General features: G+C 70.9%; 15 protein-coding genes. 5 read left to right on the forward strand and 10 right to left on the reverse strand.

Going from position 1 to position 20,036, the window contains the following annotated elements:
- Nucleotides 1-244 precede the first annotated feature (244 nt).
- On the forward strand, nt 245-1,186 hold the full coding sequence (locus TY25_RS28155; RefSeq protein WP_172595802.1) for an alpha/beta hydrolase: 942 nt from the start codon (nt 245-247) through the stop codon (nt 1,184-1,186).
- Nucleotides 1,187-1,240: 54 nt separating this feature from the next.
- Here TY25_RS28155 and TY25_RS28160 read toward each other — a convergent pair whose 3' ends face one another.
- The 9 genes from TY25_RS28160 to TY25_RS28200 all read right to left on the reverse strand — a co-directional run bounded on the left by TY25_RS28160 (nt 1,241) and on the right by TY25_RS28200 (nt 14,482).
- Complete coding sequence (locus tag TY25_RS28160; RefSeq protein WP_042261000.1) at nt 1,241-1,747, reverse strand: methylated-DNA--[protein]-cysteine S-methyltransferase; 507 nt, start codon at nt 1,745-1,747, stop codon at nt 1,241-1,243.
- A gap of 61 nt (nt 1,748-1,808) precedes the next feature.
- Nucleotides 1,809-2,072: an Ada metal-binding domain-containing protein gene (locus tag TY25_RS28165; protein ID WP_042261001.1), complete on the reverse strand. Its 264-nt coding sequence runs from the start codon at nt 2,070-2,072 to the stop codon at nt 1,809-1,811.
- Nucleotides 2,073-2,079: 7 nt separating this feature from the next.
- Nucleotides 2,080-2,808: a 2OG-Fe(II) oxygenase gene (locus TY25_RS28170; RefSeq protein ID WP_042261039.1), complete on the reverse strand. Its 729-nt coding sequence runs from the start codon at nt 2,806-2,808 to the stop codon at nt 2,080-2,082.
- Between the two features lie 61 nt (nt 2,809-2,869).
- Nucleotides 2,870-3,487: a methylated-DNA--[protein]-cysteine S-methyltransferase gene (locus TY25_RS28175; protein WP_172595809.1), complete on the reverse strand. Its 618-nt coding sequence runs from the start codon at nt 3,485-3,487 to the stop codon at nt 2,870-2,872.
- The gene (locus TY25_RS28180) at nt 3,487-3,960 is read right to left on the reverse strand and encodes an RNA polymerase sigma factor (RefSeq protein ID WP_029899029.1); all 474 of its coding nucleotides are present in this window, start codon (nt 3,958-3,960) and stop codon (nt 3,487-3,489) included. The genes TY25_RS28175 and TY25_RS28180 overlap by 1 nt, the downstream gene beginning before the upstream one ends.
- A gap of 49 nt (nt 3,961-4,009) precedes the next feature.
- Entirely contained in the window at nt 4,010-5,911 is a 1,902-nt protein-coding gene (recD, locus tag TY25_RS28185) for an exodeoxyribonuclease V subunit alpha (RefSeq protein WP_042261045.1), read from the reverse strand.
- 67 nt (nt 5,912-5,978) lie between these two features.
- Entirely contained in the window at nt 5,979-9,416 is a 3,438-nt protein-coding gene (locus tag TY25_RS28190) for a UvrD-helicase domain-containing protein (RefSeq protein WP_042261003.1), read from the reverse strand.
- Between the two features lie 100 nt (nt 9,417-9,516).
- Nucleotides 9,517-12,915: an exodeoxyribonuclease V subunit gamma gene (gene recC / locus TY25_RS28195; RefSeq protein ID WP_042261005.1), complete on the reverse strand. Its 3,399-nt coding sequence runs from the start codon at nt 12,913-12,915 to the stop codon at nt 9,517-9,519.
- A gap of 451 nt (nt 12,916-13,366) precedes the next feature.
- Nucleotides 13,367-14,482, reverse strand: coding sequence for a GGDEF domain-containing protein (locus TY25_RS28200; RefSeq protein ID WP_052383239.1), 1,116 nt, complete (start codon nt 14,480-14,482; stop codon nt 13,367-13,369).
- A 402-nt stretch (nt 14,483-14,884) separates the two neighbouring features.
- Between TY25_RS28200 and TY25_RS28205 the strand changes: the two genes are divergently transcribed.
- Nucleotides 14,885-15,037 (forward strand): hypothetical protein, encoded by a 153-nt coding sequence (locus TY25_RS28205; RefSeq protein ID WP_226887278.1) that lies wholly within the window; start codon nt 14,885-14,887, stop codon nt 15,035-15,037.
- Between the two features lie 118 nt (nt 15,038-15,155).
- On the forward strand, nt 15,156-16,046 hold the full coding sequence (locus TY25_RS28210; protein ID WP_226887277.1) for a serine hydrolase: 891 nt from the start codon (nt 15,156-15,158) through the stop codon (nt 16,044-16,046).
- A 43-nt stretch (nt 16,047-16,089) separates the two neighbouring features.
- Here TY25_RS28210 and TY25_RS28215 read toward each other — a convergent pair whose 3' ends face one another.
- A complete protein-coding gene (locus tag TY25_RS28215) occupies nt 16,090-17,511 on the reverse strand; it encodes a cytochrome P450 (protein WP_236639152.1) in 1,422 nt (473 codons plus the stop codon).
- Nucleotides 17,512-17,813: 302 nt separating this feature from the next.
- Between TY25_RS28215 and TY25_RS28220 the strand changes: the two genes are divergently transcribed.
- Nucleotides 17,814-19,295 carry an NAD(P)/FAD-dependent oxidoreductase gene (locus tag TY25_RS28220; protein ID WP_042261007.1) on the forward strand — a complete coding sequence of 494 codons (1,482 nt, stop codon included), beginning with the start codon at nt 17,814-17,816 and terminating at the stop codon, nt 19,293-19,295.
- A gap of 273 nt (nt 19,296-19,568) precedes the next feature.
- Nucleotides 19,569-20,036, forward strand: a 468-nt coding sequence (locus TY25_RS28225) for a hypothetical protein (RefSeq protein WP_052383242.1), incomplete at its 3' end; no start/stop codon positions are given.

Raw genomic sequence — 20,036 nt, forward strand, 5'->3', positions numbered from 1 at the left:
TGCAGGGCCGCACGGACCGGCGGACGCCGAGGCCGACCCGGATTGTGGTGCCCCTCTTTCTCAGGGCCACCGCACTGCCGCTGCGGCTCGTAGCCTGGAAGCCGGACGGTAACTGCGGTGCGGAGGCACGGCACGGCATGCGTGGGCGATTCGGCCCGCGGCCGGGCAGCAGCGGCCGGACAGCTCTGGATCGGGTCGCGGCACAGGGGGTTTCATCATGATCATCCGGCGGTATAGCGAAACCATGCCGGTTTCAAAGTCTTTGATCTCCGCGGCCGGGGTGCTGGCCGCCTGCCTCGTGCTGACCGTGCTGGCCGTGCGGCCCGCCGCGGCGCAGGCGCGCCTGGTGGACGAGGTGCCCCTGGCCGACACCATCTCGCGCATCGACGTGTACTCACCCGCGATGGATCGCGTGGTGAGCAACCGCGTGATCCGGGCCGCCGGCGGGTCCGCACCGACGCTGTACCTGCTGACCGGCATCGGCGGCGGCGAGGACGGCATCTCCTGGTGGGACGACACCGATGTGCGGGAATTCTTCGCGGACAAGCACGTCAACGTGGTGATGCCGGTCGGCGGCAAGTTCAGCCTGTACACCGACTGGGTGGCCGACGATCCGGTGATCGGCCGCAACAAGTGGCAGACCTACCTCACCCAGGAACTGCCCGGCGTGCTCGACGCCCGGCTCGGCAGCACCGGGCGCAATGCGATCGCGGGAGTGTCGATGAGCGCGGGCTCGGCGGTGGATCTCGCGATCCAGTCCGGCCCCCTGTACAGCGCGGTCGCGGCATACAGCGGCTGCCCGTGGACCGCCGACGCGCTCGGCACCGCGATGATCAACGCGCAGGTGGGACGGGGCGGCGCGAACACGGCAAATATGTGGGGCGCGCCCGGCGACGCGATCTGGCGGGTGCACGACGCTTTCGCCAACGCGGCCGCGCTCGCCGGTAAGACGATCTACCTGTCCGCCGCGACCGGCACGCCGGGCGCGATCGACGAGGGTGGGCTGCCGTTCCCGCCGGTCGAGGCGATCGCGAGCTCGTGCACGGCGGCCTTCGCGGCCCGGCTGACCCAGCTCGGACTGCCGGTGATCCACGTCAACCGGCCCGAGGGCGCGCACACCTGGGGACAGTTCGAGACCGACCTGCACGACTCGTGGCCGCACCTGGCTCGGGCCATCGGGGCCTGAGCCTGACCACAACCGTCTCCGTCCGGAAGTAGCTCGGCGCTCGCCACTGCCGGGTCAGACCGCCAAGGGCAAACGGAGATCGGCGGATTCGAGGTCGAGCAGCGCGCGTTTCGCGGGCAACCCGCCTGCGTAACCGGTGAGCGCCCCGCCCGCGCCGAGCACACGATGGCACGGAATGAGCAGCAGCAGCGGGTTCCGGGCGAGCGCACCGCCGACCTTGCGGGCGTCGGCGGGACCACGTCCGAGCACGCGGGCCAGTGCGCCGTAGGTGGTGGTGTGGCCGTACGGCGTGCCGGTCTCGAGTGCGGCCAGCACGTCACGATCGAAGGCGCTCCAACCGGAACGGTCCAGGGGCACGGTGAATTCGCGGCGGGTACCCGCCAGGTAGGCGTCGATCTGGCGGACCGCGGCGAGCAGATACTCCAGGGCACAGGAGTTCTCGGCGGTCGGCGCGACGGCCGGTGCGTTCGTGAACTCGACGCGGGTGAGACCCGCGGGCCCCGCCGCCAGCCGCAGGTTTCCCAGGACCGAGGCGTGCACGATACGGGCGGCGGTATTCATACTTGGCTCCTTTGTTCGATCTCGTCGCCAGGTAGACGCCCGCCCGGGCTGGAACGTGAGATCACTCGGAGCCGTTCTGCTGTAATGCTTTCCATGCCGCGTACCGCGCGGGCAGATAGACCGCGCACGGGCGGTAACCCGCGCTGAGCGCGGTGGCCTCGTCGGCGAAGAACACCCGCTGCGCGCGGTAGGCGCCACGCGACAGCGCGCGCAGCGCGGACGGGCAGTCGAGTCGCCCGTAAAGCTTGCCGCGCCGATGGCCGCCGTACCGGCCCGGGGTCGGGCTCCGGTACGGGCGGCCCGCACCGTCCAGCAGCGTGTACATCCGAGCGCTATTGCGCGTCGTGCAGAACCAGGCCCAGCGTGTGCCGGAGCCCGCCGCGAATCCGGCTGACGCCGTGCCGGACCGGCGCACGGGACCAGCCGCGACTCGACGGCGTCGGGCGGTCGCGGGTGGTGAAGATCAGGCCGTGTCCCTGTTCGAGCACCGTGACGGTGGCCTTCGACTGGGCGCGTGGACGCTGCTCCACGAGCAGGAACTCCCCGCCGGTGTGGTCGACGCCCGGCCGGTCCAGGCCGAGCACGACCTGCAATGGGAAGACCAGGTCGCCGTAGAGGTCGCGATGCAGTGCATTCCAGTCACCCGCGGTGTAGCGCAACAGGATCGGCGTCGGCTTGGTCTGCCCCGCGGCATGACAGGCGGCCAGCCAGTCCGCGAAATCGTCGGGCCACGGCGCCGGATCACCGAGCCGTTCGGCCCAGGAACGCGCGACGGGCAACAGCTTTCGGTAGAACGCCGCGCGCAGCGCCATGATCGGTTCGGGTACCGGGTCGGCGAAATAGCGGTAGGTGCCCTGGCCGAAGCGGTAACGGGCCATATCGATGGTGGAGCGGAATCGCCCCGGGTCCTCCCACATGCCGGTGAATTCGGCGCATTCGGCCGGGGTCAGCAGTGGGCCGGTCTGGGCGCAGCCGTACGCATCCAACTCCTCGACGAGGGCGGGCCAGGGTTGCGCGGCCACGCGATCAGCCAGTGCAACAAAGGTTTTCGTGTCGTTCATACCGCCTCCAGAGTTCAGCGGATTGTCGGCGCGCGGCACTCGGCCTGCGCGGCACGGGGATTCATGCGGCTTCGAGGGTGAGCAGCGTGGACTTGGCGGCGCTGCCGCCCACGTACTGGCCGATCGAGCCGTCGCTGCGGACCACCCGATGGCACGGGATCACCACGGGCAGCGGGTTGTGCGCGCAGGCCGAACCGACGGCGCGCACCGCGCGGGGATTGCCGACCGCGGCCGCGACCGCGGCATAGCTTTCCCGGCGGCCGTAGCCGATCGCGCTCAGCTGCTCGATCACCTGCCGCCGGAAACCGGCCGTCAACCGCAGATCCAGCGGCAGATCGAAATGTGTTCGCGCACCGGCGAAATACTCGTCGAGCTGGCGGACCGCGGTATCGAGGCGCGCGGGTGCCGCGAGCACCCTGGGGCTGACCCGCTCGGCGAGCGAGTGCAGCACCGCGTCGTGGTTCTCGTTGGGGTAGGCGACGCGCACCAACCCGTCGGGGGTGGCCGCGAGCAGCAGCGTGCCGACCGGGGTGTCCACGGTCCGGTAGGCGACATCGAGCAGGTCCGCGTCCTGCGCCTGTTCGGCCAGTCGGCGCCGCAGCACCGCCAGCAGCTCGGCGTCGCCGGACGCGAGGCCGTCGAACAGGCCGTCCGGGTCGCCACGGTCGATGGTGGCCATCATGTCTCATCCTTCGGGTAGAGCTTGCGCAGCGTTTTGAGGCCGTCGGCGGCGGCGCGGCGGGCGGCGTCGGTGGAATTGCCGAGCAGCCGGGCGATCTCGGCGTGCGGCAGGCCTGCCAGGTAGTGGTAGGCGACCGCCTGACGTTGCTTGGGCGGCAACGCTTTCAAGGCGGCCCAGAGGTCGGGATCGTAGTCCGCCGGGTCGGGGCTCGCGGCGGGACGCTCGGGCAGCGTCTCGGCGGGGACGGGCGCGCGGGTCAGTGCGCGTCCGACATCGATCGCGCGCCGATGCGCGATGGTGACCAGCCAGGCCTCGATGTTCGCGTCGGCGTCCAGGTCGGGGTAGGCGCGCAGCGCGGAGAGAAACGTCTCCGACCACGCGTCGGCCGCGTCCGTCGGGCCGAGCACCGCCCGGCAGACGCGCAGCACCATCGGGCCGTACTCGGCCACCACTTCCTCGAACGGAGGCAATCTCACACCGGGTAGACGCGCGGGCCGCCGGAAACGTGAGATCCGCCGGTCACCGCCCGTCCGCCCCGGTGGGCCGGGACAACCCGCTGGCGCGCAGCACGCGCCGCGCGATACCGGCCCGGATCGACTCGTCGGTGCCGATGATGCGGACGTGGCGGCGGGCGCGGGTGATCGCGGTGTAGAGCAACTCCCTGGTCAGCAGGGTCGACTCCGGTTCGGGCAGCACCACCGAGACGGTGTCGTACTGGCTGCCCTGACTGCGGTGGATGGTCATGGCGAACACGGTGACCACGGCCGGGAACTGGGTGGGGTGCACCAGATACGGCTCGCTGCCGCGTTGCAACGCGGCGCGCAGCGACCCGTCGGGCATGCGCACCACGACGCCGGTGTCGCCGTTGTATATGCGCGCCTCGTGATCGTTCGCGGTGACGAGCAGCGGCTGCCCCGGATACCAAGGCGCATAGTGGGATTCAGGCCCCGCTCCGCCGGCGGCCGCCCATTCGGCCGCCATCCGATCCCAGCGCTCGACGCCGAACGGGCCCTGCCGGTGCGCGCAGAGCAGCCGGTGCGATTCCAGCGCGGTCAACGCGCCCGCCGCGTCCCCGTCGAGCGCCGCGGCGGTCACCGCGCGCGCCGCGGTCACGACATCGGCACGCACGGCGGCCATTTCGTCGGGCGCGCTGAGCGACAGCTCGTCCCCACCCGCGCGCAGCAGCTCGAGCGCGGTGTCGGCGTCGCCCGCGCGGACCGCCACCGCGAGGTCCGCGATCCGGCCGCCGAAGCGGCGGCCCCGGGTCAGCCGGACGATGCCGCCGCGCAGCCGGGTGCGCTCCAGCGCGCTCAGGGCGGCCGGATGCTGTTCCGGCGCATCCGCGCCGAGGACCTGATCGAGCACCGGATTCGGGGTGCCCGCGACGGGACCCGCGACGAGGTCGGCGAGCACCGCGCCCGCGTCCACCGAGGCGAGCTGATCGGGGTCGCCGACGAGCACCAGCCTGGTGTCCGGGCGCAGCGCGGCGAACAGCCTGCTCATCATGGTCAGCGACACCATCGAGGTCTCGTCGACGACGATCACGTCGTAGGGCAGGCGGTTGAACTCGTGATACTTGAACCGGGTGGTGCGGCCACGCTGCCAGCCGAGCAGCCGGTGCAGCGTGGCGGCGGTCAGATCGGGCAGCCCGAGCGCCGCCGCCTGTTCGCGCACCGCCTCCTGCAGCCGGGCCGCGGCCTTGCCCGTCGGCGCGGCCAGCGCGATCCGCAGCGCGGGCAGTTTGGGATTGGCTTTGCGGTGCGCATCGAGCAGGCCGATGATGCGCGCGATGGTGTGCGTCTTGCCGGTGCCCGGACCGCCCGCCACCACGGTGGTCCAGTGCGTCGCGGCGAGCGCGGCGGCCAGCCGCTGCCGGTCCGGCGTCCCGTCCATCGACGCGTCGAACAGCCGATCCAGTTCGCGCCGGACGATATTCGGATCCACCACCGGATGGTCGCCGGAGCGCTCGGTGAGCACCCGGCGCACGGTCTGCTCCTGCTGGTAGTACCGATCGAGGTAGAGCAGCGGGCCGGAATCGTCGCGGCCCTGCGATTCGACCAGCCGTAACGGCCGCAACGGGCCAGCCGGGCCGCCGGTCACCAGCGGGCTCACCCGCAGCGCGGCCACGACCGCCTCGATATCGGGCCACGGCAGGGTCGCCGGGTCGATCCGCTCGCCGGTGTCCCAGGTCTCGTCGGCGTCGATGCCGATCTCGCGCATCCGGTACAGCTCGAGACAGACCGAGCCGGAACGCACCGCGCGCACGGCCAGGGCCGCCGCGAACAGCACCTCGCCGGTCTCCTCCCGCCCCAAACGGCCCAGCCGCACCGCGACGTGCACGTCGGCGGCCGAGAGCACGCCCGCCTCGTTGAAGGTGCGCAACAGCCCGGTTCCGCGCTGCGCCAACTGGATCGAGGTCACCGCGGCCTCCGCTCGCCGGAAACGCACCGCTGCCGCGCGGCCGCGGCCCTGGCGATGCTGTCTGCGCTCACTGCACGTCCCCGGCCAGCAGCGCGGACAACGCGACGATCAGCGGCGCGGGCGGATCCCAGTCGAAGACGCCGTGACCCGGCGGGGTTTCGGCGCCGACCATGCCGCGGACGAACAGGTAGCGGGCGCCACCGAGGTGGCGGGCCGGGTCGTAGCCGGGCAACCGCCACCGCAGATAGCGGTGCAGGGCAACCGAATACAGCAGCGCCTGCAACGGGTAGTGCGAGCGGAGCATCTCGGCGGCCATCCGCTCGCGGGTGTAGTGCTCGACGGTGAGATCGCCGGTGCCCAGTCGGTTGGTCTTGTAGTCGACGATCACGTAGCGGGTGTCGGCGCCGGCGGCGACCCGCAGCACGGCATCGATGCTGCCGGTGAGATAGCCGCGCAGCGGAAGGTCGTCGAGCGTGGCCAAGTGGTCGGCGTACCCGAAGAGGTCATCGTCAGCGGGCAGATGCGCGCGCAGCAGATCGGCGATCCGGCGCAGCGTCGCCGAGGTGGCGCGCGGTGCGTCACCGCCGGCCAGCGGCAGCTCGAATTCCAGTTCGTTCAATCGGTCCCGGCTGGAGATATCGGCGAGCGCGCCGACATCCATCGGCGTGCGCAGCACGGCGAGCAGCGCCGCGGCGAGCAGGTCGGGGTCCACCTCGGCCATGAGTTCGCCGACCACGGCGCGGCACTGCCCGGTCACCTCGGCGGCCAGATCCGGTGCGTCCGTATCGATCAGCTCCAGTACGCCGTGCACCAGGGTGCCGAACTCCGCGCCGTAGGGCAGCGCGTTCATCAGCGAGGGCGCGCCCCCGAACACCTCCTCGAGCGCGGCGACGGGCGCTTCCTCCGGCTCGTCCCCGGGCTCCCGGCCGTCCTCGGGTTCGAGTTCCGGCGCGACCGTGGCGGGGCCGTGCGCGGCGGCGGTCAGCGCCGAATACGAAGTCCGGCGCCAGTTCTGGTCGAGGGTGCGCTCGAAGCGCGCGACGGCGAGTGCGCCGGTTTCCCGCTCGCTGCGCACCCGCTGGATCGTCACGTCCTCGGTGCCCGCCACCGCGGTCACCGAGATGGCCGCCCCCGCTCCCCCGGCCCAGGCCGAAAGCAGCCCTGGCGCAGCGGTATCCGCGGGGACGGACGCGCGGGGCGGCACGGTGTCGCCACCGTCGGGCCTGCCGAGCACCATCCGGTGCAGTGGCGAGGCAGCCGTGGTGATCGCGGGCGCCCACCAGGCGACGACCTGGCACATGGCGCGGGTCAGCGCGACGTAGAGCAGGCGCAGTTCCTCGCCCGCCTCCTCGGATTCGCTGCGCAGCTTGCGTTCCGCGTAGCCGGACGCGTCCGGGCCGCCGACGTCGAGCACCCGCGCACCGTTGTCGTCGTGGAAGAGCAGCGTCGCCGGATACGGGTTCTTCGCGTTGTCCCAGGCGAAAGGCAAGTAGACGATCGGGAATTCGAGGCCCTTGCTGGCGTGCACGGTGGCGATCTGCACGGCCGCGGCGTCGCGGTCGAGCCGGCGACTGCGGTCGGCGACCGTGCCCGAGGCGGGATCACGCACCCGATCGGCCAGCCAGCGGGTCAGCGCGGTGAGCCCGAGCGATTCGGTGAGCGCCACCTGATCGAGCAGCTGCGCGACGTGGCGCAGGTCGGTGAGCTGACGCTCGCCGTTCTCGACCGCGAGCAGCCGGTGCGCCAGATCGGCCTCGGCCGAGATCTTCTCGAAGACTGCGGCGAAACCCGCGCGCGCGAACAACCGGGCCGCGTCGCGCAATTGCGCGCTCACCCGTCCGACCAGATCCGCGCCGCCGCTGTCGATCTCGGCGGCGGTGACCCCGAGCAACGGGGTGCAGGCGGCGAGGCGCACCCGGTCGGCGCGATGCGGCTGTTCGAGCGCGCGCAGCACCCAGAGCCAATCGGTGGCGCTGCCGGTCGCGAACACGCTGGTGCCACCGGCGAGCACCGAGGCCACGCCCACCCGATCCAGTGCCGCTCGCACGACGTCGATCTGCGAGCGCGTCCGGACCAGCACGGCGATATCGCCGGGGCCGATCGGCCGATACTCCGGCGGCAGCGCGTCACCGTCTGCGCCAGTCGCGCCGTCTACCGAATTCCGCTGCGGCTCAGTACCGTTCGGCGAGTTACGGGGCCGGTGCGGGGCGGTGTCCAGGGTCGTCCCGGACTCGAGCAGCCGGACGATGTCAGCGGCCAGGTCGTCGGCGACCTTCGCGCGCATCCGGCCGACGGCCGGAAAACCGGACTTGTTCAGCGGACCCGCGCCGGTGCGGGTGAGACACCGCACGCGCAGCGGAGTGCGCAGTTCCTCGGGTCCGCTCAGCCGCGACCACGGGCGGGTGGCGGCGACCGGATAGACGCTGATCTCCTTGTGCCCCAACGCCGCACCGCCTTGCAGGTGGTCCAGCGCGGCGATCAGCCCCGCGTCGCTGCGCCAGTTGGTGGTGAGCTCCTTACGGGTGTCGGCGTGCGCGACCGCATCCAGGTAGCTGAGCACCTCCGCGCCGCGGAAGGCGTAGATCGCCTGCTTCGGATCGCCGACGAGCACCATCGTGGTGTGGCCGTGAAAGGCGCGGCGCAGGATGTCCCACTGCAATGGGTCGGTGTCCTGGAACTCGTCGACCAGCGCGACCCGATAGCGCGCGCGGATGCGCCGGCAGGCCCGGGGCCCGTGGTCGGGATCGGCGAGCACCTCGTGCAGCAGCACCAGCAGGTCGTCGAAGTCGCGCAGCCCCGCCAGCCGCTTGCGGCGTTCGGTTTCGGCCCGGACGGCGGTCGCGAACGCCACCCGCTCCCCCGCCGCGGAGTCCCCGGCGGGCACCAGCATGGCGTGCCGATCCTGCACCGCGGCCAGCGCCAGGGTGTGTGATTCCTTCACCGTGAACGGCGGTTCGGCACGGGCGTACCGATTCAGGTAGAGGTCGTCGGCGACCGTGCCGACCAGGTCGTCGACCGATTCCACCAGCCGCGCGCCCGGGTCGTGCTCGCCGGCGAGACCGAGCTCGTCGAGCATCCGCTGGCAGAAGCTGTGCGTGGTCGCGATGGTGCCCGCATCGAAATCCGACAGCGCGGCGAGCAGGCGGGCGCGCCGGCGCCGCACCTCGTCCGGGTCGGCCTGGGCCAGGTAGCGGACCAGGTCGTCGGCGTGCGCGCGGGCCAGCTCGGGATCCGCCAGGCCCGCCGCGACCAGTACGAATCGATCCCGGGTTCGCTCACGCAACTCCTGCGTCGCGGCCCGGCTGAAGGTGACGAGCAGCAGTTCGGCGACGTCGATGCCCGCCTCGGCGACATACCGCACCGCGAGCCCGACGATCGCGTGCGTCTTGCCCGTTCCGGCGCTCGCCTCCAGCACGGTCGTCCCCGTGGGCAGCGGGCCGTAGGGTTCGAAGGCGTCGGGCCCGTCGACCTCGGGCACCACGAACGAGGTGTCTTGTACGGTCACGCGAACACCCGCCTCTCGACCCGCCGAAAGGGCCATTCTGCCCGGTCGGTGCGCGCATCCGGCCCACCGACACGCATGACGCGTCGCACTGCCGCACCGCTCACGGCTGACCCTGGCTTTCCGCGGTCAGCAGCGGCGCCCACAGGCGCCGGGCGAGTGCGCCGAAGCGGGTGGTCTCGCCGGGCTCGCCGGCCTGGGCGGGGACCTCCATCAGGTGTTCGAGGCGAGGCGCGGGACCCCACACGTAGCGCAGGTGGCGGTCGGTGTGGTCGCCGAACGGGCCCGGCCCGTTCGGACCGCCGTTGAACTCGCGCTCCGCGGCGACGACGGCCTCCTCGACGGTGGCGCCGCGGAAACGACGTTCGGCGTACGCGGCGGTGGCGCCCGGCGCGATCGGCAACGGCTCGGTGAGTCCGGCGTCGCGCAGCGCGACGAGTTCACGCAGGATCGTGCGCGCGGCAGGCATTTCGGGCGCGGTGATCTCCGAACGCCAGGCGGGACGGCCGAATTGGCCACGTCCGGTGGTGACGGCCCGCCAGGACCGATCCTCGGTGACCGCGAGGGCGAGCAGCGAAACCCACGCCGCGATCCGGTGTTTCGGGGCGAGCCGGGAGAATGTAGTGCGAACCAGGGTTTCCCCGCGCACCTCGGGCACGGTCCCGGTGAGCCTGCGGCCGTTGCCGAGATCGACCGCGACGTCGACGGCCCGCACCGGACCCGCGTAATCGGCCTGCGACGCGCGGACCAGTTTGTCCACCGTGTGCTCGACCTCGTCCAGCACCGCGGCGCCGAAACCGAAGGGCGGCAAGGTGCCCCGGCGCCATTCGGCGGCGCGCAGGGCCGCCGGGTCGGCGCCGGTCAGGCGGGCGGCGAGCAGGCGCTCACCGAGTTCCCATTTGGCCAGCCCGTCGAGTTCGATGGGCAACCGGTCGGCGATGTCCTCGTCGTGCTCCGGCACGCGCAGGCCGAGCCGCTGCCACAGGAACGCGCGCACGGGGTGCTCGACGAACGAGATCAGGTCGGCCAGTGCGACATCGGCGAGGTCCGGGGTGGACAGCGGCTCGGGCAGGAACGCGGGACGCGGTTGCGCGGGCTGCCCCGCGGACACCGCGCCGGCCAGCGCCACCGTGTCGAAACTGAACGGCGCGTCGGCCCGGAAATTGCGACGGTCGAAGCCCTGCAACGGATGCCGCGTCACCACCGTGTCCATACCCGGCCCACCCACGTGCGCCCGCAGCACGTCGAGCAGCTCGGCGACCGGGATGGCGGGCGGGCGGTGCGCGCCGCTCACCGGGTCGGCCCCGGTGTGGAACACCAGCAGCTGCTCCTGCGCCGCGAGGACGGCGTCGAGCAGCAACTGACGATCCTCGCTCCGCGGATCCCGTTCGCCGAGTAGTGGATCGCGCGCCAGCACGTCGTCGCCGTCCACCCCGCCTGCCCGCGGGAACACGTCGTCGTCCAGGCCGAGCAGCACCACCACCCGGTGCGGCACCGAACGCATCGGCACCAGCGTGCACACGGTCAGTTCGCCGGTGCGGAAGTTGGCCCGGGTGGGGCGGGCGGCCAGCCGCGCGTGCAGCAGCACCTCGACGTCGGCGAGCCGTAGGTCGATCTCGCCGGCACGCTCGATCGCGGCGGCGAGTTCGGTGCGGGCCTCGGTACGCACCCAGGACTGCGAATTCGGCACGTCCGTCAGCAGATCCAGCGCGCGGCCCAGGACCGCCGCCCACTCGTGCGCGGGCCGGGGGCCGCGCAGATCGCGCAGGCACACCGCTAGCCGATCGATGAACTCCGCGAACCGGCCGGCCAGGTCGACATCGTTGCTGTCCACGTCGTCCAGCGGCAACGCGAGATCGAGCCAGTCCTCGGAGGTTTCGCCCGCGGTCACGCCGAGCAGGATGCGGTCCACCGCGCTGTTCAAGGTGTTCTGCGCGAAGTCGGCGAGGCCGAAGGCCTGCCGCTGCCGCTGGCCGATCCCCCAGCGCGCGCCCGATTCGGCGGCCCACTCGCGCAGCCGCTCGATATCGTCGTCGTCGAAACCACAACGCCGCCGGACGGTTTCGGCCGCCGCCAGATCCAGCACCTGGGTGACGGTGACCCGCCCGTCGGCCAGCTCGAGCAGCACACCGATCACCGCCAGCAGCGGATTGGTGACGCCGCGGCCGCGGTCGGCGAGCCGCACCCGCAGCCCGTGCGCCGGATGGGCCGAATCCGGTACGGGCCCCGCAGAACCCGCGCTCTGCTGACCGAACGCCGCCCGTACCAGCGGGGCGTAGGTCTCCACTTCGGGGCACATGACGAGCACGTCGCGCGGCTCCAGCGTGTCGTCCGCGGCGAACAGGCCGAGCAGGCATTCGCGCAACACCTCGACCTGGCGCGCGGGGCCGTGACAGGCGTGCACCTGCACCGTCCCGTCACCCGCGCGGACCGCGGCGGGCGGCCACCGATCGTCGCGAAGGCCCGCCTGTATCGCGCGGAGCAACGTGGTATCCGCCGAATCAGACAGCGGTTCAGCGGCATTCGAGACCGGATGGTGGGTGTCGGTGTCGACCACGCCGGCCAGTCGCTGCTGCAGCTCCCGCACGTCCCGGGCGAGCCCCGCGAGCAACGGGTGCTGCACCGCCGCGGCGCTGCGGTCGGCCGCGCGGGTGCCCGCCGCGGGCGCCGTGCTCAGCGCGCGCCACATCACCGGGCTCGGATGCGGCAGCCACACATGGATGTCCCGGGTCTGCGCGAGGGCGCTGAGCACGGCGAGCTGATCGGTCGTGATCCGGGTCGCGCCGAACAACGAGAAGCGCGCGGGCAGCGGTACGAGTTCCGGTTCGGCGCGCAGCCGTGCGCAGGCGGCGTCGAGCCGCTCCGCCGGGCTCGGCGTACCGACCTCGGCCCGCAGGCGCCGCCACAGTTCCGGCTGCCACAACAGGTCCTCGGGTACCGGATTGCCCGCGCCGTCGGTGTCCGACGCCGCGGCCCACGCCACGATCAAGGCGGGCCGCTGGCTCGCATAGCTGTCGAACAACGCGGCCAGGTGCGCGGCGGTGGCGTAGCGGCGGCCGATCCGATGATCGCGTCCGGCGCCGTCCTGCGCGCCCAGATGCCGGGTCAGCACCGCGCACCACGGCTGGCCGAGCGAGGCGTCGATCACCCGCAGCAAAGTCCACACCAGATTGTCCGGCGCCCACGGATCGTCTTCGGGCCGAATACCGCTCGCCGCGGCCAGCGCCGCGGTGACCAGCGCGGCAGGCGACGGGAACTGGATGTTCGCGGCCACGCCGTCGGTCGACGCGGTACCGGTCGACGGGGCGAACGCCATCGCACCCGACTCACCGGAGACGCCGAGCACCCCGGACAGGCGCTGGGTCAGCCACCGTTCCACGCCTTTCGCGGGCACCGCCACCACCTCCGCCGCGAACGGGTCCGGCAGCGGAGTGGCCAGCAACCCGGCCAGCTCGTCCGCCAGCACGTCGGCGCGTTCGGCACGGTGAATGTGCAACGGCATCGGCGCCCTCTCGATCGGTGCGGTGTCGGACTGCGGGGTGGAATTCGCGCGACTCCTCGGTCGCGTTCGGGACCACGCGACATCCCGCACGTTTATACGCCCAACCCCCGCGCGGCGAGCGCACTACCCGCCGAAGCGCCGTACCGGTCGACCCATCCCCTGCCGGAGCACCAGCCGGACGCGGCGGCCCGCCCCCGGATCACCGCTCAGCACGGCAGCCCACCGCCGGACACCAGCACAGCACGACAGTCCACCGCCGCATCACCGGCGCAGCACAGCGATCTTGCGTCACCCGCGCGGCACTGCGGCCCACCGCCGGATACCGGCTCAGCACGGCAGTCCACCGCCGCATCACCCGCACAGCACGGCGATCCGCTACCGGATCACCGGCGCAGCACGGCGATCCACTGGATCACCCGCGCGGCACGGCGCGCGGTCGCCGAGTTCCCGCTCAATCCAGCACCATTTGCGCGGCTCCGTCGGGGCGTCCGGCGATGACGGTGTTGCCGCCCAGCTGTTTCGCGCGGTACATGGCGGAATCGGCGCGCCGGAACAGGTCTCGCATGCTCGTTACCGCGTTCTGATCCGATACCGCGGTGCCGATGCTCGCGGTGATCGGGATCGGCAGGGTGTCCGTCGCGGCGATCGCGCGCCGCATCCGTTCGGCCAGCACCTCGAGCGCCTCCGCGCGCAGCGTGCCGACCACCACGAACTCGTCGCCGCCGGTGCGCGCGACGACGGCGTCCGGCGGTACCGCGGCGCGCAGGCAGTCCGCGGTCCGGACCAGTACCTCGTCGCCGAGCGAGTGCCCGGCGGTGTCGTTGACGGCCTTGAACCGGTCCAGATCGATGATCACGACGTAGACCGGGCCACCCCGGCCGCGGTGCGCGTACTGCGCGAGGCGGGAATCGAGGCCGCGCCGGTTCAGCAGGCGGGTCAGCGGATCGGACAGCGCGTCCAGGCGCAGCAACCAGTGGCAGAACTGCACGACCGGCAAAACCACACCGGTCACCGCGAGATTGGCCAGCACCACGCCGACGGCCAGCGCCGGATCGCCGGTGGCGTGCGCGTTGTCGCCCGGCTCGCCGATCACCAGCAGCACGGCCAGCAGCACGATCGACAGCAGCGACCAGCCGAGATGCCAGGCCAGGATTCGCGGCCCGTGGAAGATCGTCACGTACCCGCCGGTGGTGGCCAGCAGGACGATGCCCAAGGCGCCGAGCAGCCGGTCCTGGACCAGGATGTTGTTCGCGGTGATCCCGATATCGATGGCCGCGACCCACACCAGGGATTCGCGCTCCGACGGCCACGGCAGCAACCACCAGCGCAACGTCCAGAGTCCGGCCAGCACGCTCACCGCGATCGCCTGGGTGACGCCGACCGGCCCGGCCTGACCGGCGTGCGAGACCAGCGCCAGCAGGGTGATCGCCATCATCACCAAGCCCGCGGTGCCGACCATCAGCTTGAGCGCCGCGAGCGCGGAGTGCGAGGCGAAGGTCTCGACCAGCCAGCGGTAGTCGACCCGCTCACGCCACCAGGCCCGGAAGATCCGTCGGATATCGGTCATGGTCACCGCCTCGCGTCGTCATCGAGCGTTCGGCCGGTTGTGCTGCTGCCCACAACGGCGCCGCGTGATTGCGGCATGTTAACTGTAACGGAACGTCACAGCATGAACCGCTCCCGACCTGCTTCGAACACGTTCACCCACCGCGCGCCACGCCCGGCCACCTGCACCGATCGCACGCCGCGCGCCCCCGGGCGGCAAAGCGACCAAATGGTCTACCCAGCAAGGGGAGTGAGTTAAACCACACCAGAACACGTTCCTTCGCCGTGTCCGCTCGGATCCGCGCCGCCGATGTGCGACAGTGCTCATCCGGGGAGGAACGAGAGAGCACCGAAAGGCTGGTTCGCGTTCATGGATGCGATGGTGATTCCCCTGGTCCCGAGGGGCGGGTTCACAGTCCGCCGCGTGGGAGACCGTTGGGAGCTCGTCAACTCGCGAGGCTACGGCCGCACCGTCGTCCTACATTCCTGGCCGCGCGATCAGCACTCCGAGGCGTTCGCGCACTGCTATCGGCTGAACGGCCGCACAGTAGAGGAACTGCAGGCCGCGTTCCGCTGAACGACCCGCGGATGGCTGAAACCCGCTGGGGCACAAGCGCGCAACGGCCGCGATAGCACAAGCCGGACTTCAGCTCAAGACGTGCGTCTCGGGCTCCGATGTGCGATCGTGTTCCACCGTGCGTTACCCGTCGCCCGCCACCCGCGCCGTTCCCCTTGTGGCCGCCTCCGCCTGTGTCCTCGCCGCCGCGGCGATCCTCATCCCGAGCGCGCCCGCCCTGCTCCCGCACGCGGCCGCCGTGCCGGTGCCGCTGGCGCATACCGATGCCTGCCTATCCGGATTCGACTGCGATATGAGCAATCGGATCAGCAAGGTGGACAACTACCTGAAGGGACGCCCCGGCGTCACCGGTTACGTTGTGCGCGACCGGGTTTCCGGTGGCGTGTACGCGAATGCGAACGCGGAGAACGCGGTCTGGACCGCCTCCACCATCAAGCTCGCCATCGCCGAGGATCTGCTGAACCGGGCCCGGGTCGGCGCGATCAACCTGACGCCGGAAGATCGCGGCCTGATGGAATCCATGCTGGCCACCTCCAACGATCGCGCCACCGACGTGCTCTGGGCCAAGTACGCGGGCCTGGACCGGATGGCGTTCAACAACGCCTTCCGCGCCAACGGCATGGCCACCCTGGTCCCGCAGCCGACCAACACCGCGCTGTTCCCGGACTGGTCGTTCCAGAAGTGCACCGCCGCCGACCTGGACCGGCTGATGGACAACATCCTCAACCAGATGCACCCCGACGACCGCGCCTACCTGCTGGACCGGATGCGCTCGGTGGACAGCAACCAGCACTGGGGCGTGTGGGGCGCGGGCGCGCCGATGCGGCCCGGCCTGAAGAACGGCTGGTCCGAGGAGCAGGGCGGCTGGGTGGTGAACTCGGTCGGCTTCGCGGGTCCCGGCGAGCGGTACACCCTGGCCATCATGACCGCACTGGGTGACGCGGGCGGCTACGAAGACGGCGCGGCCACCGACACCAAGGTCGCGGAGATGCTGTTCGCCGGACGCTGATACCTGTTGTCCCGCACCCGTTCCGGGTGCGGGACGCGCAAGTTCAGCGGCGCCGCAGGGTAATCGGCGCCCCGTCCCTGGGGAACGGAATGGTGGTGAAACCCCAGGGCATCCGATAGTCGTCGGGGATCTGCCAGGTGTAGGCACGCACCAGCGCGGCGATCACCGTCTTCACCTCGAACGTGCCGAAGTGCATGCCGATGCACTTGTGCGCGCCCGCACCGAACGGCAGGAACGCCAGCCGATGCGATTTGTCCTCGTGCCGTTGCTCGTCGAAACGTTCGGGATCGAACAGCTCTGGCTCGGTCCATAATTCGTCGAGCAGATGGTTGACCTGATAGGCGAGGTCGACCTGGGTGCCCGCCGGAATGTAGTGGCCCAGGATCTCGGTATCGCGCACCGCACGCCGGCACAGACCGGGCACCGGCGGCATCAAGCGCAGGCTCTCCTTGAGCACCAGATCCAGATCGCGCAAGCCCTCCAGATCCGCGATAGTCGGTGCGGCACCGTCGGTTTCGGCATCCAGCGCGAGCACTTCGGCCCGCACCCGCTGCTGCCAGTCCGGATGCTTGCCCAGGTAGTAGGTGACCGCGGTGGCCGCGGTCGTGGTGGTGTCGTGCGCGGCCATGATCAGAAAGATCATGTGGTTCACCACATCCGCGTCGCCGAATACGCCACCGTCCTCGCTGCGCGCGTGGCAGAGGCCGGAGAACAGGTCCGAGGTCTCGGTCCGCCGCTTGTCCGGCAGCATCGCCCGGAAGTAGTCCTCCAGCACGCGCCGGCCGCGCAGGCCCGCGCGCCAGTTGCCGCCGGGCACCGGATGCCGGATCAGCGCGAGCGCCGCGTGCGTGCAGTCGAGGAACGCGTCCACCAGCTCGCGACGCTGCGGCCCGACATCGGCGGCCATGAACATCTCCCCCGCGATATCGAGGGTCAGTTCCTTGAACGTCGGATACAGGCGCACGGTCCGTTCGGCGTCGGCCCCCTGCGGAACCCAGCGCTCGACGCTGGTGCGTACCACCGGGGTCAGCGCCGCCAGATGCGCCGCCAGCCGGTCCCTGGTGAAAGCCTGCTGCATGATCCGGCGATGGAATTTGTGCTCGTCGAACTCGAGCAAGAGCAGACCGCGCCGGAAGAACGGTCCGATGAAATAGTCCCAGCCCTGGCCGAAATCGCGGCGCCGCCGGCCGAGCACTTCGTCGAGCGCTTCGGGCCCCGCGACGAGCACCCGGTCGACCCCGAGCGAAGTATTCATCGAGACCGGACCGTATTTCCGATACCGGCCCATCATTTCGGCGGGGCCCACCGCATGTACTGCAGCATCCGGCCCACGATACGGCAGGCCGGCGTCGCCGTGCACCGGGGTGGTTTCGCTGCCGCTGGGCGGCCGGGCGAGAATATGGTGCCGTTCCGGAATCAACTCGAGTGCGCGATCGAGGAGATGGTCGTGCGGTATTTCGATCAATCCGATGTTCTCGGAATCGGGCGGTCTCCCGGATTTCCCGCGCGCGCTGGTTTTTCTGCCAACGACCCGGTCCCCGGCGACCATGGCAAACCTCCCTGAACGACCGTATTCATCCTATTCTTTTTCGCCGGTGCCCAAGGTCGGTTCGCCGCAACGCACTCCGGCGCCGGCGGGCCGCGACACACCCGGAACAGGGACGTCGCCGCGACGGCCACGATCGACCCGGCTACGGTTGACACCTGTCAGCAACCGTTCGCGGGGGAAGAGTATCCCCGGTCTGTCGAGGAGCAGGACGATGAACAATGACCACAGCATCGCGTAGCGATTCGGCGGGGCGCAGTGGCCGGGCGACGGGTGCGCAGGAGAATCGGCGCCACCAGGTCGTGGTGATCGGTTCGGGCTTCGGCGGCCTGTTCGGCACCAAGCACCTCAAGCGCGCCGACGTCGACGTCACACTGATCTCCAAAACCACCTCCCACCTGTTCCAGCCGCTGCTCTACCAGGTCGCGACCGGCATCCTCTCGGTCGGCGAGATCGCGCCCGCGACCCGGCTGGTGCTGCGCAAGCAGAAGAACGCGCAGGTGCTGCTCGGCGACGTCATCGACATCGACCTGGAAGCCAAGACCGTCACCTCCCGGCTGCTCAACTCGAACACGGTCACCCCGTTCGACAGCCTGATCGTGGCGACCGGCGCGCAGCAGTCCTATTTCGGTAACAACCAGTTCGCGACCTTCGCGCCCGGTATGAAGACCATCGATGACGCGCTGGAACTGCGCGGCCGGATTCTCGGTTCGTTCGAGGGCGCGGAGCTGGCCACCAGCCAGGAGATGCGCGACCGGCTGCTCACCTTCGTGGTGGTCGGCGCGGGGCCGACCGGCGTCGAATTGGCCGGGCAGATCGCCGAACTCGCCGACCGCACGCTCGAGGGCACGTTCCACAACATCGATCCGCGCGACGCGCGGGTGGTGCTGCTGGAGGGCGCGGGCGCGGTGCTCGGGCCGATGGGCCCGAAGCTCGGCAGCAAGGCCGAGAAGCGGCTCGAGAAGATGGGCGTCGAGATCCAGCTCAACGCCATGGTCACCGATATCGACGCGCTGGGCGTCACGGTGAAGGACGCCGACGGCACGATCCGCCGGATCGAATCCTCGTGCAAGGTGTGGTCGGCGGGCGTGCAGGCCAGCCCGCTGGGCAAGATGCTGGCCGAGCGATCCGACGGCACCGAGGTGGACCGGGCCGGGCGCGTCATCGTCGAACCGGACCTGACGATCAAGGGCCACCCGAACGTCTTCGTGGTCGGTGACCTGATGTCGGTGCCGAACGTGCCGGGCCAGGCGCAGGGCGCCATCCAGGGCGCGACCTACGCCGCCAAGCAGATCAAGGCGGGCCTGCACGGTCAGGCCCCGCAAGATCGCAAGCCGTTCAAGTACTTCAACAAGGGCAGCATGGCGACGGTGTCGCGGTTCAACGCCGTGTGCCAGGTCGGCAAGCTGGAGTTCAGCGGGTTCTTCGCCTGGCTGGCCTGGCTCGCGCTGCACCTGTACTACCTGATCGGCTACCGCAGCCGGATCGTCACCGTGATCCAGTGGTTCGTCACGTTCCTCGGCCGCAGCCGGGGTCAGATGGCCGCCACCGAGCAGTGGGTGGTCGCCCGGCTCGCGCTCGAACAGGTCAATGCCGACGAAGAAGACGCGGACGAGCTCGCCGCCGCGCTCGGCGCGCCGCCCGCGGACAACGGCAAGCTGCTGGAGAAGGCCAAAGCCGCGGCGGAGGGCCGCGTCAGCTGACGTACCCGCACCTGCTCCCTTCGGCGAGGCCCGGTCCACCAGACCGGCCTCGCCGAAGTCGTTCGAGGGGCAGCCGCCCAGACCCGCGGTTAGCTATTTCCAGGCAACGTCAAAGCTGTTGTGTCGCCCGAATTTCGACCCATCCAGGTGCCCGATGGATCCGAATGTGGGGCGTCGAACCTGACAGCTATTCCCGACCTGACGAAAGGCGATCTACCTATGGGCACAGGCAAGCACAGAGCCCCCAACCCGCAGCGGCAGAAGGTGGGCTCGATGGTCGCGGCAGGTGCGGTTCCGCTGGTCCTCGCACTGGTCGGCACCGGCACCGCCAACGCCGAGCCTGCACAACCCAATCCCGCGACGCAGCCCGACCAGCCGGCCCAGTGGCCGGCCGCCGAGCCGCCGAACGCGATGCCCTACGAGGGCCTGAACATCCCGGACAGCACCTACAGCTCGCTGCAGTGGTCGCGCCCGCTGCCGGAGAAGAAGTACCTGGCCCCGGTCGGCGTGCTGCACGCGCCCGTCCCGGTCGCGCCGGTGCCGCCGATCGCGCCGCCCTCGGGCAAGTTCCGCTTCGGTGACGTGCAGGTGGACGCGCCGACCTGGATGGACCAGGAACAAGCGATCCAGATCAACGACAACGCGGCCATGGCCGAGGCCAACCTGGCGACATTCCTCGACTCGATCGGCATGGAGCGCAGCCGGTCCGACCGGATCGCGGGCCAGACCGTCGGCACCGCC

The organism is Nocardia brasiliensis NBRC 14402 (assembly GCF_000308475.2).
Lineage (GTDB): Bacteria > Actinomycetota > Actinomycetes > Mycobacteriales > Mycobacteriaceae > Nocardia > Nocardia brasiliensis.

What these genes read in the sequence shown, in the direction of transcription:
- TY25_RS28155 (WP_172595802.1), top strand. Translation starts at nt 245, where the DNA reads ATGCCGGTTTCAAAGTCTTTGATCTCCGCGGCCGGGGTGCTGGCCGCC.
- TY25_RS28160 (WP_042261000.1), bottom strand. Translation starts at nt 1,747, where the DNA reads ATGAATACCGCCGCCCGTATCGTGCACGCCTCGGTCCTGGGAAACCTG.
- TY25_RS28165 (WP_042261001.1), bottom strand. Translation starts at nt 2,072, where the DNA reads ATGTACACGCTGCTGGACGGTGCGGGCCGCCCGTACCGGAGCCCGACC.
- TY25_RS28170 (WP_042261039.1), bottom strand. Translation starts at nt 2,808, where the DNA reads ATGAACGACACGAAAACCTTTGTTGCACTGGCTGATCGCGTGGCCGCG.
- TY25_RS28175 (WP_172595809.1), bottom strand. Translation starts at nt 3,487, where the DNA reads ATGGCCACCATCGACCGTGGCGACCCGGACGGCCTGTTCGACGGCCTC.
- recC (WP_042261005.1), bottom strand. Translation starts at nt 12,915, where the DNA reads ATGCCGTTGCACATTCACCGTGCCGAACGCGCCGACGTGCTGGCGGAC.
- TY25_RS28200 (WP_052383239.1), bottom strand. Translation starts at nt 14,482, where the DNA reads ATGACCGATATCCGACGGATCTTCCGGGCCTGGTGGCGTGAGCGGGTC.
- TY25_RS28220 (WP_042261007.1), top strand. Translation starts at nt 17,814, where the DNA reads ATGACCACAGCATCGCGTAGCGATTCGGCGGGGCGCAGTGGCCGGGCG.